General features: G+C 48.3%; 14 protein-coding genes. 6 read left to right on the top strand and 8 right to left on the bottom strand.

All coding sequences use genetic code 11. The features are described from left to right. Positions 1-94: 94 nt before the first annotated feature. The 7 genes from NBH07_RS18235 to NBH07_RS18205 all read right to left on the bottom strand — a co-directional run bounded on the left by NBH07_RS18235 (position 95) and on the right by NBH07_RS18205 (position 6,403). Positions 95-1,225: a DUF6057 family protein gene (locus tag NBH07_RS18235; RefSeq protein WP_250833567.1), complete on the bottom strand. Its 1,131-nt coding sequence runs from the start codon at positions 1,223-1,225 to the stop codon at positions 95-97. Next, positions 1,209-1,811, bottom strand: coding sequence for a DUF4369 domain-containing protein (locus NBH07_RS18230; protein WP_009018623.1), 603 nt, complete (start codon positions 1,809-1,811; stop codon positions 1,209-1,211). Before NBH07_RS18230 ends, NBH07_RS18235 begins: the two co-directional genes overlap by 17 nt. Positions 1,812-1,995: 184 nt before the next feature. Further along, entirely contained in the window at positions 1,996-3,123 is a 1,128-nt protein-coding gene (locus NBH07_RS18225) for an aspartate aminotransferase family protein (protein WP_005855219.1), read from the bottom strand. 14 nt (positions 3,124-3,137) lie between these two features. Then, positions 3,138-4,106 carry an N-acetyl-gamma-glutamyl-phosphate reductase gene (gene argC, locus NBH07_RS18220; RefSeq protein ID WP_005855221.1) on the bottom strand — a complete coding sequence of 323 codons (969 nt, stop codon included), beginning with the start codon at positions 4,104-4,106 and terminating at the stop codon, positions 3,138-3,140. Further along, positions 4,103-5,302, bottom strand: a complete 1,200-nt coding sequence (locus tag NBH07_RS18215; protein WP_005865601.1) for an argininosuccinate synthase — start codon at positions 5,300-5,302, stop codon at positions 4,103-4,105. Before NBH07_RS18215 ends, argC begins: the two co-directional genes overlap by 4 nt. A 38-nt stretch (positions 5,303-5,340) precedes the next feature. Continuing rightward, a complete protein-coding gene (locus tag NBH07_RS18210; protein ID WP_005865603.1) occupies positions 5,341-5,934 on the bottom strand; it encodes a GNAT family N-acetyltransferase in 594 nt (197 codons plus the stop codon). Positions 5,935-5,962: 28 nt separating this feature from the next. After that, a complete protein-coding gene (locus NBH07_RS18205; protein ID WP_005865605.1) occupies positions 5,963-6,403 on the bottom strand; it encodes an arginine repressor in 441 nt (146 codons plus the stop codon). A 381-nt stretch (positions 6,404-6,784) separates the two neighbouring features. On the opposite strand from NBH07_RS18205, the gene NBH07_RS18200 reads away from it, so the two are divergent. Continuing rightward, positions 6,785-7,576, top strand: coding sequence for a M48 family metallopeptidase (locus NBH07_RS18200; RefSeq protein ID WP_005865607.1), 792 nt, complete (start codon positions 6,785-6,787; stop codon positions 7,574-7,576). 59 nt (positions 7,577-7,635) lie between these two features. Here the strand turns inward: NBH07_RS18200 and NBH07_RS18195 are convergent, their stop codons facing one another. After that, entirely contained in the window at positions 7,636-9,444 is a 1,809-nt protein-coding gene (locus tag NBH07_RS18195) for a MutS family DNA mismatch repair protein (protein ID WP_250833566.1), read from the bottom strand. Positions 9,445-9,598: 154 nt separating this feature from the next. On the opposite strand from NBH07_RS18195, the gene NBH07_RS18190 reads away from it, so the two are divergent. The 5 genes from NBH07_RS18190 (at position 9,599) to nhaD (ending at position 15,780) form a co-directional block, all read left to right on the top strand. After that, positions 9,599-10,432: a phospholipase A gene (locus NBH07_RS18190; RefSeq protein ID WP_009018627.1), complete on the top strand. Its 834-nt coding sequence runs from the start codon at positions 9,599-9,601 to the stop codon at positions 10,430-10,432. A 141-nt stretch (positions 10,433-10,573) separates the two neighbouring features. Then, positions 10,574-12,118: an acyl-CoA carboxylase subunit beta gene (locus tag NBH07_RS18185; protein WP_005855235.1), complete on the top strand. Its 1,545-nt coding sequence runs from the start codon at positions 10,574-10,576 to the stop codon at positions 12,116-12,118. Between the two features lie 12 nt (positions 12,119-12,130). Continuing rightward, the gene (gene accC / locus NBH07_RS18180; protein WP_008774450.1) at positions 12,131-13,642 is read left to right on the top strand and encodes an acetyl-CoA carboxylase biotin carboxylase subunit; all 1,512 of its coding nucleotides are present in this window, start codon (positions 12,131-12,133) and stop codon (positions 13,640-13,642) included. Between the two features lie 17 nt (positions 13,643-13,659). After that, entirely contained in the window at positions 13,660-14,184 is a 525-nt protein-coding gene (locus tag NBH07_RS18175) for a biotin/lipoyl-containing protein (RefSeq protein WP_029257277.1), read from the top strand. Between the two features lie 168 nt (positions 14,185-14,352). Then, positions 14,353-15,780, top strand: coding sequence for a sodium:proton antiporter NhaD (gene nhaD / locus NBH07_RS18170; RefSeq protein ID WP_005855241.1), 1,428 nt, complete (start codon positions 14,353-14,355; stop codon positions 15,778-15,780). Positions 15,781-15,782 lie beyond the last annotated feature (2 nt).

Raw genomic sequence — 15,782 nt, 5'->3', positions numbered from 1 at the left:
AACGGCTTGCTTCTTATGCCTACAGCAAAGGTAACTAAAAACGTTTCTGCCGCCATAGGCGGCGGAAACGTTCTGTGTTCCACTCTGATTTCAATCAAGACAAAGGCTTGGCTTTACTCTTTTCGGCCCAGCTTTTATGAAGGAGTGTCTTGTCTAATATACGTAGATATTTAAGAGCTGCCTCATCATCCCCATTGACCAGATTGATCTCAGCCAGCCGTTTGATCATACGGCTACCCGAATTGCGGGGAGAGAAGATCATACTTAGCATGGCGCAATGCTCGGCCATGGTCATATCTCCTAACGTAAACCATAACTCGTTGGCGAATAGGATAGAGAGAAAAGAAGCGGATGGGTTCACGGGGAGGATCAACCCATTCGTACCCGGTTGATTCCACGCTAGGAGGTTCCGGGAGAGAGATACGGGTGAGTTGATCTCGGACGGATGCGTGGCATTGTACAGGTTCCGGTAATAGGTCACCCAAAGGATTTGGCGGTCTGTCTCGAGATGTTTCCTCATCTTTTGTATATTTCCGAAATAATGTTCCACATCGAGGCTGAGTACATACTCCCGGTCGAGATCCGGCTTACTCCACCAAGTGGTAGCGGGATATTGGGTCGCTGGAAGAAGTAATATACCTGCCGCAAGCAGGGCACTTAGCTTTTGATGGTGCGCTATGATTCCGGCGGCCAGCATAAGGGCCAGACAGAGCCATGCCCCGTACCCGAAGCACCAATAGCAAAGAAGCATGGCGGGAATGCAGGTAAGAAGACGTTGCCCCTCAGTTTGGCTCCGGCTATATAACAGGAAAACACCTTCTGCTCCGATCAAGGAGAGAGTTGCGGATAACGGATAGGCGAGTCCGCAAGACCTTCCGGCCTCCCATAATACAAGTAGTATCATAAGAGGAAGGGCGTATCTCTTGCTGACGAATTGCCGGAATGTCCGATAGGTAAGCAGGGCAAATAAAGTTAAGACAACGCTTAGGATGAACGGGCCTCCCCCGATATAATAAAAGAATTGCGTGAGGAAATCGCCGGTGAGACAAGCCAGCCACGCTTCCTCCTGAAAATATCCACGGAGAAACTCGGCGCTGTACAAGAACAGCATCATTTGCTCTTTGTGGAACAAATGATAGGGGTACATCCAGAAGAAGAAAGCGAAGATCGCTATCGCCAGTACCGCTAGCGTGATCGACAGATCCTGTTTAATGATTCGCTTCATCCAGTTCCTTTCGTTGCTCTTCGGTCAAGGAGGTTTTTATCATCTTATAGAGGAATTTCCCGACCGTTTGGTTGATATGTTCTTTCATGAACGCATAATTAAAAGCTTGCGTCTCTACTCTCAAGGAATCCCATGTCTGCTTGATGCGGATGGAATCTCCCGGCGAGCAGGTCTTAAGCGCTGTCCATAGGGCATAGGATTCGCCATCGGTCTTTTGCTTCCAGTCTTTCCAATGCTGCAAGGCGTCGTTTTGCGGTGTACCGGAGGCCGAGCTGATGGAGTCTATCCGTACTGAGGTCACACCCGGTTCCGTTACGATCAGTAGCTCTTGGAACTTGAGACGCAAAAGGATGCGCATACGGAGGACTTTCATCTCTTCTCCCGTTCCTTGGAAAGTAAACCGTGCGTTCTCTATTCTCGTAGAATCGATATTTTCGATTGAGGCGTTTTCCATGGGTGCCAGATAAATCCATTCCCCATCCTGCTGTGCGGTGGGTAAGGTGCCTTCTATGATGTATTGGGAGTCGTTAGATTGACAGGCAAATAGGCACAACAAAGTGAATACTCCTATAAATAGATATTTCATCGATCGTGTTCATTAGTAATTAGAGACTCAAAGTTTAGACTGCGTAAAGTTAGTGTTTTTTCGGAAAAAGGAATGATGTTTTTTTGACAAAGGGTGATACTTAATTTACGTAGCTGTTGGGGAGGAATGAAAAAAAGGAGGACGCTAATTCAGACATCCTCCCTTTTTATGAAATAAAGAACAATTAAGCGTTTAGGACTTTCTTGAAGCGACGGATAAATTCCTTGGCCTCATCCATCGTCAAGCAAAGCGGAGGAAGCAGACGGATCGTATGGGTTCCGGCTACACCCGTGAACACTTTCTCCTCAAAGAGAAGTTTGCTACGCACTTCCTTGATAGATTCCTCGAACTCGATACCGATCATCAAACCACGGCCCCGAATTTCCTTGATACCCGGAAGTTTATGAAGCTCTTCCAATAAATAGGCACCCACTTTCGCCGCGTTATCAATCAAACGCTCGTCTTCCATTATATCAAGAACGGCGATAGCGGCCGCGCAAGCCAAATGGTTACCGCCGAAAGTAGTGCCGAGCATACCATAAACCGGCTTGAATTTCGGGCTGATCAATAACCCACCCATCGGGAAGCCATTGGCGATACCTTTCGCTACTGAGATCAAATCCGGCTTGATACCGGCATATTGATGCGCGAAGAATTTACCGCTTCTTCCATATCCGGACTGGATCTCATCCAAGATCAGACAGGCATCATAAGTCGTACACAGGTTGCGTAACTCACGCATAAAATCATCCGTTGGCAATTGGATGCCACCTACACCTTGGATACCTTCGATGATCACGGACGATACATCCCCCTTCTTCAACTCTTCCTCTACGGCGGAAGCGTCGTTCAATGGAAGATAAGTAACCGCTAGATCCTCATTTACCGGAGCGATGATCTTCGGGTTATCCGTGACACGGACGGCGGCGGAGGTACGCCCATGAAAGGCGTGCTTGAATGCGATCACCCGCTTCTTGCCATTATGGAAAGAGGCGAGCTTTAACGCGTTCTCGTTCGCCTCCGCTCCGGAGTTGATCAAGAACAACGAATAATCATCGTAGCCGGAAGCCTTCCCTAGCTTATCCGCTAATTTTTGTTGCAAGCTATTGATAACCGAGTTCGAGTAAAAGCCTAATTTATTTACCTGCTCGGTAATCGCCTTTACGTAAGTAGGGTGGCTGTGCCCCACCGAGATCACGGCATGGCCGCCATATAAGTCGAGGTACTCGTTTCCCTCGCTATCCCATACATGACATCCCTTGCCTTGTACGATCTCTATATTAAATAATGGATATACGTCGAATAAATTCATCTTTATAGTATTTTTTAAAACGCGGAGGGTTTTAAGTGTAAGCCAACCGTCTCCTCCAACCCGAACAATAGATTCATGTTGTGGACCGCTTGGCCGCTAGCGCCCTTCAATAAGTTATCGATCATAGAGATGATAAGAAGCTTATCATCTATTTTCTGTAAGTGGATCAAGCATTTATTCGTATTTACCACTTGTTTCAAATCCGGGTTCTTATCAGTGATAAACGTGAAGCTGTGATCATCATAATATTCCTCATAAATACGTCGGATCTCCACCAAGTCGATCTTGCAATCGATGTACGTCGTGGCGAATATGCCACGGGAGAAATTACCGCGTACGGGGATGAAGTTGATCCGGCTTGAATAGCTCTTCTGCAACTGGCTCAAGCTCTGGTTGATCTCGGCCAAGTGCTGATGCGTAAAAGGCTTATAGATCGATATGTTGTCGTTGCGCCAGCTAAAGTGAGAGGTGGAAGAAGGCTTCACGCCCGCTCCCGTCGATCCCGTGATGGCATTGACATGCAAGTCGGAATTCAGCATCAAGTGCTTCGCCAACGGCAATACGCCCAATTGGATGCAAGTAGCGAAACAACCGGGGTTCGCTATATGCCGGGCGTTGCAAATCCGGCGGCGGTTCAATTCCGGCAGGCCGTACACGAAATCGTGCTCCGGGCCTTCGATCCGGTAGTCCATGCTCAGGTCGATAATCTTCACGTTCTCGGGGACCGTGTGGCTCTCCATGAACTTTTTCGTATCGCCATGAGCGGTACAGAAGAACAGAAGGTCGATGCTATCTAACGGCAACTCGCTGGTGAACACCAAATCCGTCTCGCCATAAAGACCGCCATGCACGTCCGTGATCTTGTTACCGGCGTTACTGCTACTGTTTATAAATGTAAGCTCGGCATCAGGGTGGTTTAGGAGCAGGCGGATCAATTCACCCGCCGTGTAACCCGCTCCGCCTATAATTCCGCATTTAATCATATCTCTTCGTCTTTATGGTTCGTATAATAAACACGCAACGGAGTGGAAAGAACCTTGATGAAGCCTTTAGCGTCCTCGGCGGTCCAGCCTTTCTGCATCTCTCCGTACTCACCGAATTTCGTCTTCACCAAGTCATCCTCAGATTCTACGCCAACGGTAGAGAAGGACAACGGACGAAGCTCCAGAATAGCCGTACCGTTCACGTTACGCTGAGACTCTTGCAACATCGCCTCGATATCGCGCATCACCGGTTCCAGATATTGGCTCTCGTGCAAGAACATGCCGTACCAGTTCGCTACCTGATCCTTCCAGTATTGTTGCCATTTGCTCAACGTATATTTCTCTAGGAAGCGGTGCGCCCCGATAATCAACATAGGAGCGGCAGCCTCGAAACCGACCCGTCCCTTGATACCGATGATCGTATCGCCCACGTGCATATCACGGCCGATACCGTAAGCGGCCCCGATCTCCTCGATCTTCTGGATAGCGGCGATCTTATCCTCGAACACCTCACCATTCACGGCATGAACCTCACCGTTCTTGAACTCGATGCGCAATTGCTCGCTGCCGGTCTTCTCCACTTGTTTCAGATAAGCGCTCTCGGGCAGTCCTTGCGCGGAATCAAGAATCTCGCCACCGCAGATAGAGGTTCCCCAAAGACCTACGTTATAGGAATATTTCAACTTCGTGAAATCGGCCTCGAAACCGTGCTCCTTCAAGTAGTTGATCTCAAAATCACGGCTCAAGGCCATATCGCGGGTCAACGTGATAATCTCCACGTTCGGAGCCAATACCAAGAAAGTCATATCGAAACGGATCTGGTCGTTACCGGCTCCGGTAGAACCATGGGCGATAGCGTCGGCGCCAATCTCGTTCGCGTAGCGGGCGATCGCCAAGGCTTGGAAGATACGCTCGGAGCTTACGGAGATCGGATACGTACCATTACGCAGCACGTTTCCGAAAATCATGTACTTCAAGCTCTTCTCGTAATACTCTTTCGTAACGTCGATCGTCACGTATTTCGTGGCGCCTAGCTTATAGGCGTTCTCCTCGTTTTGTTTCAATTGTTCCTCGCTGAAACCACCTGTGTTAGCGCAAGCGGCGTATACCTCGTATCCTTTTTCTTTAGCCAGATACATGACCGTGAATGAGGTATCCAAACCTCCGCTGAACGCTACTACTACTTTCTTCTTCATCGTTTCTTTATTTTATGTTGTTTTTCTATCGTATTAATTTAGTCCTTTTTAGTCTGATTACGGGCCTCCCGCTCTCGTTGCGCACGATGCGGATCGGCCGGGTCGAACAGCATGGCCGTGCAGATGCAATACTTACGTTCGGTGCGTTCCAAGATATCGTGGTTCACGCAACCGTTGCAACCTCGCCAGAAAGCCTCATCGTCCGTCAAGTCGGAGAACGTAACCGGTACATATCCCAGCTCGGTATTCATCTTCATCACGGCAGCGCCGGAGGTAAGGCTGAATATCTTCGCTTTCGGCCAGCGCATGCGGGCAAGTTGGAAAGTCATGTCTTTGATGCGTTTCGCGATACCCAAGCCCCGGAAATTCGGATGTACGATCAAGCCGGAGGTAGTCACGTACTGCTTGTTTCCCCATGACTCGATATAACTAAACCCGGCGAACTCGTTTCCCGCCAAGGCGATCACCGCTTTGCCCTCTTTCATCTTCTGGGCCACATACTCGTGCGTACGTTTGGCGATACCCGTGCCCCGGACTTTAGCGGCAGACTCGATCGTATCTAGGATCGTATCCACATATACCTCGTGAGAGGCATCAGCGATCATAACATCAATTTCTATTTCTTGTTCCATTTTATTGTTTGTTCTTAGTTTTTTCCTTTTATATAAAATGTGATAAAGCGGCAATCACCTTCTCTTGGCTCACACCGTTGCGGGGGATTACCAAGATCGTATCGTCTCCGGCTATGGTGGCCAGTATCTCGCTGGGGGCATGGGAGTCTATGTCCGAGGCAATTCCCATGGCGTAACCCGGTCGTGTCTTCACCACCGCCAAGTTTCCGGAAAACTCGATATTCGGCTTTTTCTTGCCTTCAGGCTGTGCTTGTTTGCTTATACTCTCTTCGGGAAGGCGATATACATAATCTCCGGTTCCGTCGTGTACCTTGGCTACTTTCAGTTGCTTGATGTCGCGGGAAAGCGTAGCTTGCGTAACCGAGAATCCGCTATCTTCCAGTTCTTTAAGCAGTTCTTCTTGATTACTTATCACTTTCGTCTGTATAATACCGCAAATGGCATCCAATCGTTCCTTCTTTGTACTCATGTTGTATATTTATGCAAAACAGACTGCAAATATAAAGAGTATTGTTGAATAAATATACAATCAAGGGCTTTTTTTTCTGATATAAGTAGGGGGTAAGGGATTTTCCTGCTTAGCTTAGGTTTAATCACTGTAAGTGTTAGGCATTTCATCTATTTATATTCATCTTTTATCAGCCGTTGGAGGATCATGCAACAGCTGTTAGAAGATCATGTACCAATTGGTGGATGATCATGCAATGGATGGTAGATGATGAATGTCATTCAAAGAAAAGGCTAATACTCCCTATAGAAAGAACGAAAGGGGGTGCTCGTTTTGAACAAAATGGTAGTATCTTTGCGTTATTAAAAAGAGAGTATCAGGTTTAATTTCAAGTAAAAGGATATGAGAAAAATAGCAAGTTTATTCGTGGCCTTGCTTTTATTGGCAGGCTGTTCCAGCGTACCGTTGACAGGACGTAAGCAAGTGCTGTTGGTTTCGGACCAAGAGGTGTTATCGTCCAGCCTTACCCAGTACAACGATTATATAAAGACGGCGAAGAAGTCGACGAACGCGAACAAGAGCGCTATGGTAACCCGGGTCGGAAAGAGGATAGCCGCCGCTACGGAGGACTATTTGCGGGCGAACGGGATGGCGGATGAGGTAAAAAACTTCTCTTGGGAGTTTAATTTGGTGAATGATCCGCAGGTGAACGCCTTCTGTATGCCGGGAGGCAAGATCGTGGTGTACGAGGGATTGCTGCCTTTAGTTTCCTCGGACGATGAATTGGCGGTGGTCATCGGGCATGAGGTCGCCCATGCCGTAGCTAAACACAGCAATGAGCGTATGAGCCAGCAACTAATGGCCCAATACGGGGCGGCTATTTTAGGTGCGGCTGTAAGCAATAAGAGCGCGGCGGTACAGCAAGCGGCCAATACAGTATATGGTGTGGGAGCGCAGTATGGCGTAATGCTTCCTTTCTCCCGTAAGCACGAGTCGGAAGCGGATTATATGGGATTGGTATTCATGACTATGGCGGGATACAATCCGGACGTGGCAGTCAACTTCTGGCAAAAGATGTCCGCCGGAAAGAGTGGCTCTACGCCGGAATTTATGAGTACGCACCCCAGTGATGCCACTCGTATAGCGGAAATCCAAAAAGTCCTACCCGCAATCAAAACCAAATACAAAAAGTAGTTGACAGTTGACAAGTGACAGCTATTTTACCACTTGTCTCAATTTTCAATTCTCAATTTTCAATTAAACAAGATTCCCATCTTGTTCATTAAGAAACAAGCATTCATATTCTGGGCTATCCCTTCTCTTAGTTGATAAGAGAAGGATAGCTCCTCGTCTTTTATATCCGCTTCGAAGCGGTAATTCTTTATTTGTTCCGGGAACTCTTCCTCCAAAGTACCCAACACTAAATCGTGGGTGGCGATGATGCCGCAAGCCTTATAAGCGACCAGCTGTTTCATAAGGGCAAGAGAGCCTTTCTGCTTGTCGATAGAATTTGTTCCCTTCAAGATCTCGTCCAAGATGATAAATAGCTTCTCCCCGTTTTGCAGCCTGTCGATAATCATTTTCAGCCGTTTCAACTCCGCGAAGAAATAAGACTCGTTGCTAGCCAAGGAATCCGAGGTACGCAAGCTGGTAACCATGTGGGCGGGATAAACCGTCAAGGAGGCGGCACAGACCGGAGCGCCTACGCAAGCCAATAAGTAATTGACACCGATCGTCCGGAGGTATGTACTTTTTCCGGCCATATTCGCTCCGGTGATAATCAGGAACCAAGGACTTTTGCGGATATCGATATCGTTCTTTACGCAGACATCCCGGTTCAAAAGAGGATGTCCCAAAGCCTTGCCTTCCATCTGGAAATAAGTGTCGGCGATCTCCGGATAGATGTATTCCGGATGGTTGAAAGCGAAACCACCCAACGAGTTCAGCGCGTCGAAACGAGCCAGCGCGTCGAACCAAAGCGGAAGTTTATCGGAGTAAGTCTGAATCCAGCGTTCCAAAAGGATGGCATGGCGTGTATCCCGCAAGTAGAAGAGATTGAAAATGATACCCGCCAAACTGAATCGTTGGTCTAATCCTCCGATATACGACGACAAGCGTTTGATAGCATGCGAGGCCAATTCCTTCTCATTCGCTAATTGCCCGCTGATCTCTTTCAGCTCTTCCGACTGGAAATTATCTTCTTCCACACATTGCATCAGCTTTGAGTACCGATTGAAAATAGACTCCATCTTATTGACGGTCGCGTAAAGCGCATTGATTTCCTTGGCTCGTCCGTAAGCGATCACAAACGTGATTAAGAAATAAATATTCAATAAACTCCCGCTGATCCAATCCAGCGAGTAAGCGATACCCAATACGATCCACAACACTGGGACCGCCCAGATCAATAGTTTCCACGGTAGGCTATCAACGAATTTATGCTTACGCTGAGTGAGTCGGTCCATAAAGTTGATATCGTTGTCTCTCGTATCTTGCGTGTCCTGCCGGATGATTCCCGTCACATAGAAATGCTGCCGTAAGGCGGATAAAGCCGCTAATTCCTTGACAGCCTCTTGCCGTTTGACGATCTCCTTCTTATCCGTCAAGGGATTCGAGAACCAACCGGCCAGTCGTTCCCGCCCGAACCCGGTTACGGTACGATTGAGCGATTGAAACAAGGAGCGGTCTCCAAACACATCCAGATCCAAGCAGAAAGAGTGCTCGCCCGAGATCTTATCGGCTGCCCCGTCGAACGCACTGAAATCATAGTCCAGTCCTTTTAGCTCATCCTCGTTCAGTTTGATCAAGGTCTCGGCGTATACTTTTCGTGCGTACATTTTATTATGGTACCACATCAGGAGCGCGAACGGGATGATATAAGCGAAGGTGATCCCCGTCAGCCATTGCCAACTCTCATCCCTGAATATCCATAAGGAGAGGATCGCTCCCACCACTAAAGCCAACCGGATACTCCCCATCAAATGGATCTTCTTTTTCAAATTACCCAAGCGCCGTGTATAAGCGTCGATATTTTCTTTGTAATAACTATAGATTTCTTCCATAGCCGCGAATATAGGAAAAATGAACTAACCTCTTGAATTTTGGTTTATATATTATATTCATAGGTGAAACGACCATTATTCATGTAATTTGGGCGATAAAGCCAACTGCCGTTTCCCCTATATTCGCGGACACATTTATAATTTAAGATCATTTATGAAAAAAACGATTATATCCTTTCTCTTCCTGCTTGTTTGCGGCATGGCGCATTCGCAAGTTTTAGCGAAAGGGCCGGAAGAGAGTTATAACGCGGATAGTATTCGTGCGATTTTGGATAAGTCACCTTATTTTACCTTATTCAAGGACAATTATTTCATCGGCGGTATCCCTATCGGCAGCAAGCCTACGGCGAGAAACTCCGACGTTAAATTCCAGCTGAGCATCGCCCAGCGTCTTACGAAAAGTAAACTCCCCTTCGATACCTATCTTTTCTTGCAATACACGCAAAAGGCTTTTTGGAATGTCTTTCAAGAGTCCTTGCCGATGCGCGACTTGAATTTTAATCCGGGTATCGGTTTGGGGCACCTTATCGTGCATAAGAATAAATATATCGGGAAAGGCTATTTGATGGTCGAGCACGAGTCGAACGGTAAAGATAGCATCTTCTCCCGAAGTTGGAACAAGATCACCCTAGCGGCGGCTGTCCTGTTGAATAAGAACTGGGAAGTTCAATTCAAGGGCTGGATACCGATCGTGGATGGCAAGGAAAATAAAGACATCCTTAAATATAATGGTATATTCCAAGTAGCCGCCAATTACCGGACAGACAACAGGCGCTTTAACTGCGGGGTTATCTTGACCAAACGAAAGACTTGGTTCAGCTTTAACACCCAGATCGAGTTGAGCTATAAGTTTAATAATAACGAGAACCAATATTTCTTCCTGCAATATTATAATGGTTACGGTGAGAACCTTTTGGAATACAATCAATACAAAAGCATGCTGCGGATCGGTTTCGTGATCAAGCCGCAAGATTTCAGTATTTACTAAAAAATATCCTTCTTGATAGATCTCATTGATCGGGCGATAGATGTAATATATGATACATTTCGTTTCTTTAGGAAACAATACATTTACAGACTTTGTTTTCTAATATATTGAACGTTTCCCGGATAATTAAAGAGATACGCCATGAAGGAAAAAATTGAACAATTAAAAGCTCTCAACCACAAGGCTGAGTTAGGGGGCGGAGAGGATCGCATCGCGAAACAGCATGCGGCAGGTAAACTAACCGCTAGAGAAAGAATCGAACTGCTATTGGAAAAAGGTAGCTTCGTGGAAATCGACAAGTTCGTGACACATACGTGCCATGAGTTCGGTCTGGAAAAACAGCGTCCATTAGGGGATGGCGTGGTCACCGGTTACGGAATGATCGGGCAACGCACGGTGTTTGTTTTCGCTCAGGACTTCACGGTATTCGGTGGAGCCTTGTCCGAGACGTATGCCCGTAAGATCTGTAAGATCATGGACATGGCAACGGAACTAGGCGCTCCGGTGATCGGGTTGAACGATTCGGGAGGCGCACGTATTCAAGAAGGAGTTCGTTCCTTGGCGGGATACGCCGAGATATTCCTCCGGAACTCGTTGGCTTCGGGCGTGATCCCGCAGATTAGCGCTATTATGGGCCCGTGTGCGGGTGGAGCGGTTTACTCGCCGGCGTTGACGGACTTTATCTTTATGGTAAAACAAACGAGCTATATGTTTATCACCGGCCCAGAGGTCGTGAAAAGCGTGACGCAAGAAGAGGTTACGATGGAGAATCTGGGAGGCTCGGAAGTGCATAGCACCCGTTCCGGAGTGGCTCATTGCACGGCGGATAACGATATGGATTGTATCTTGAAGATACGTGAGTTGATGTCGTTCTTGCCGAATAATAATATGGAAGAGCCGCCATTCGTTCCTACTACCGATAGCCCGAACCGCATCGATCCGCAATTGGATCTGCTGGTTCCTACTAATCCCAACCAGCCGTACGACATGAAGGAACTGATCCTTTCCGTGGCTGATGATCAAAACTTCTTCGAGATACAAGAGGAATATGCCAAGAACATCATTATCGGTTATATCCGTTTGAATGGAAAGACGATCGGTGTCGTGGCGAATCAACCTGCCGCATTGGCCGGTACGCTGGATATCAACGCGTCCGTAAAGGCGGCCCGTTTCGTCCGTTTCTGCGACGCATTTAATATACCGTTGTTGACGCTGGTGGATGTACCGGGTTTCTTGCCGGGCGTGAACCAAGAGTACGAGGGAATTATCCGTCATGGCGCTAAGTTATTGTATGCGTATTGCGAGGCTACCGTGCCGAAAGTGACCGTCATTACCCGAAAGGCTTACGGTGGCGCTTACGACGTGATGAGCTCCAAGCATATCCGGGGCGATATCAACTTCGCTTATCCAACCGCCGAGATCGCTGTCATGGGACCGGATGGTGCCGTGAATATCTTGTTCCGTAAGGATTTGAAGACCGCGGAAGATCCCGAAGGCAAACGGAAGGAATTGCAAGCCGATTACCGGGAGAAGTTCGCTAACCCGTACCGGGCCGCTGAGTTAGGCTATGTAGACGAGATCATCGAGCCGTCTATCACACGCAGCCGCTTGATCCGTAGTTTTGAGTTGCTGGCCAACAAACGGCAATCCAATCCTCCGAAGAAGCATTCCAATATTCCTCTTTAAAAACGAATCCTTATGATAAAGAAAGTATTAGTAGCCAATCGTGGCGAGATAGCGATGCGGATATTCCGCACCTGCCGGGTGATGAACATCCCGACCGTAGCGATCTATACGCATGTGGATCGCGGAGCATTACATGTACGTTATGCGGAGGAAGCTTACTGCATCTCGGAAGATGAAGCGGATACCTCTTACTTGAAGCCGGACTTGATCCTTGAGATCGCCAAGAAGACAGGAGCCGCTATTCATCCGGGTTACGGCTTTTTGTCGGAGAACGCCGACTTCGCCCGCCGTTGCGAGGAGGAGGGCGTGATCTTTATCGGCCCGAGCGCCGACGTGATTGCGAAGATGGGTATCAAGACCGAGGCCCGTAAGATCATGAAAGAAGCCGGTGTGCCGGTTGTACCCGGAACGGAAAAACCGGTGACGGACATAGAGGATGCCAAGAAGGTTGCCGCCGAGGTGGGTTATCCGATTATGCTAAAGGCGCTTGCCGGAGGCGGTGGAAAGGGTATGCGTTTGGTACATAGCGAGGATGAGATGGAAGCGGCTTTCCGTATGTCTCGTTCCGAGGCGGCCAACTCGTTCGGGAACGATGCCATCTATATCGAGAAGTATATCGAGAACCCCCATCATATCGAGGTGCAGGTACTCGGGGATAAATATGGGAACGTGATCCATCTGTATGAGCGTGAGTGCTCTATCCAGCGCCGTAACCAGAAAGTGATCGAGGAAGCGCCCTCTCCATTCGTGAAGGAGGCCGCTCGCCAGAAGATGTTGGCCGTAGCGGTGGAGGCTTGCAAGAAAATCGGTTACTACAGTGCCGGGACGTTGGAGTTCATGATGGATAAGGACCAGAACTTCTATTTCCTCGAGATGAATACCCGCCTTCAAGTGGAGCATCTGGTGACGGAGGAGACAACGGGCGTGGACTTGGTTCGCGATATGATCTTGGTGGCCGCAGGAAATCGTCTGCCTTATAAGCAGGAAGATGTGGCCTGCCGGGGGCATGCCTTGGAATGCCGCATCTACGCGGAGGACCCGGAAAATAACTTTATGCCCTCTCCGGGCGTGATCAAGGTGCGTGAGGCTCCCGAGGGACGTAACGTACGTCTGGATAGCGCCGCTTACGCCGGTTTCGAGGTGTCCTTGCATTACGATCCGATGATCGCCAAGCTTTGCACATGGGGCCGGACCCGTGAGTCCGCCATCTCGAATATGATACGTGCCTTGCGGGAATACAAGATCTTGGGAATCAAGACAACGATTCCGTTCCACCTGCGTGTGTTGCATAACGCGACCTTCTTGAAGGGGAATTACGATACGACCTTCATCGACACCAAGTTCGATAAGGAAGACTTGAAGCGTCGCCAGAACAGCGACCCGACCGTAGCTGTGATCGCCGCCGCCTTGAAGCATTACGAGGAGGAGAAAGAGGCGGCCGCCCGTGCGACGACCGTTCCGCTGGTAGGGGAGTCCCTGTGGAAGCACTACGGGAAGTTACAAATGTTGGCCAATAACTTTTAATGAGAGGAGGAATGATTATGTCAAAGGCTTTAGCGACTTATTTTGCCACGGTTAACGATATTCCCGACACGGAGTTCAAGGTAGAGATTCTGGAAGACGGGCCTATCAAGAAAGTATCCGTAAACGGTACCGTTTATGATGTAGATTACAATCTGGGCGGAGATACGATCCACTCGATCATCATGAACCATAAATCTCATGGCGTACAAATATCCAGTGTTGGAGATTCCACCTATGAGGTAAAGAATAAAGGTGATTATTTCCAAGTACAGGTGATTGACGAGTTGAAGAAATTACGCCTGTCGAGAACCAGTTCCAAGACGGTCGGCCGTCAGGTCATACAGGCCCAGATGCCGGGCGTGATCCAGAAGGTATATGTTAAGGTAGGCGATGAGGTCAAGGCGGGAGACCCGCTTTGCGTATTGGTTGCCATGAAGATGGAGAACGAGATCCGTACGCCGATCGATGGAGTGGTGAAAGAGGTGTATGTCAATGAGACGGACAAGGTCTCCGTGGGTGATAAGATGTTGGTTGTAGAGTGAATTGTCTCGGGGTTATAGTTTTCCCTCGAGAGAATAGGAAAGGAATCGGAGTAGTCCGGTTCCTTTCGCATGTTTGGTAAAATTATCTTAAAAAACATTCTGTTTTTCTATCGTGTTACAGAGTTATTATTTCTACATTTGTAGCGTTTAAACCTAAATCATGAAGTTATGTTGACAGCAATGGTCATTGTGTTCCTTGTCGGTTATTTGATGATCGCATTGGAACATCCTCTAAAGATAAACAAGGCGGGAACGGCTTTGCTTATCGGTACGGTCTTATGGGTTATGTACACGTACGCGGCCCCGTTTTTCATCCCGAGGGCCTCGGCAGAGGAATTCAGCTTGTTCTTGGAATCGTTCCCCTCTTTGGGTTCTTTAACGTTTAAGGAACAATGTACCCGGTTCGTCGTGGAGCATCAGGTTCTGGATAGTATCGGAGAGATCGCCGAGACACTTATATTCCTGATCGGGGCGATGATAACCGTGGAGCTGATCGATGCCCATGGCGGTTTCATGTTTATCACGAATCATATTACCACGAAGAAAAAGAAGAAACTGCTGGCGTTGATCGCCGTGATCACGTTCTTTATGTCGGCCGTGTTGGACAACCTTACCACCTCGATCGTCATGATCATGTTGATCCGTAAGTTGCTCGGGAATTATAAAGAGCGGTGGGTGTTCGGCAGTATCATTATTATAGCGGCGAATAGCGGTGGCGCTTGGTCACCGATCGGCGACGTGACTACGATCATGCTTTGGGTAAGGGGAAATATCTCCACCTCATCCACGATCCCCCATTTGATCCTGCCGAGTATCGTATCGGCGTTGATCCCGGTCTTGATCGCCATGCGTTTCTTGCATGGCAACGTGACGCCCCCTAACGCATTCTCGCAAATGGAGGCGGACAATGAGTTGCTGAAGAAATTGAAGGATAAGGAGAAGTTATCGATCTTGATCATCGGTGTGTTGTGTTTATTGTTCGTGCCTGTATTCAAGACGGTTACTCATCTTCCCCCGTTTATGGGTATCTTGATGGGAGTGGGTATTCTTTGGTTCTATACGGAGATGCTATACGCCCGTAAACCGATCGACGAGGACTTGAAATTGCGCTTGTCCAAGGTGGTTCACCGTATAGACGGGGCGACCTTGTTATTCTTCCTCGGAATCCTTTTGGCGGTGGATGCCTTGCGTTGCAGCGGCGTATTGTCGGATTTCGCTTTCTGGCTGGACGATACGGTAGGCAATGTGTATGCGGTGAACCTGATTATCGGCGCCTTATCGTCTATCGTGGATAATGTTCCGTTGGTAGCGGGTGCTATCGGTATGTACCCGGTGGCTACGGACGCTATGGTGGCTGCGGCGACTGATCCGGCTTATCTGGCGAACTTCATGCAAGACGGCGTGTTCTGGCAGTTCTTGGCTTATTGCGCAGGAGTAGGTGGAAGTATGTTGATCATCGGTTCCGCCGCCGGAGTCGTCGTGATGGGCCTGGAGCGGATCAATTTCATTTGGTACTTGAAGAATATCTCGCTGCTGGCCTTGGCGGGATATTTGTCTGGTGCGGTGGTATATATTCTCCAGAATTTGATATTATAATA

Source organism: Parabacteroides sp. B2-S-102, assembly GCF_023656665.1.
Classification (GTDB): domain Bacteria; phylum Bacteroidota; class Bacteroidia; order Bacteroidales; family Tannerellaceae; genus Parabacteroides; species Parabacteroides distasonis.
Note: the sequence above shows the minus strand (reverse complement) of the source record. Positions and strands in the feature narration are given on the sequence as shown.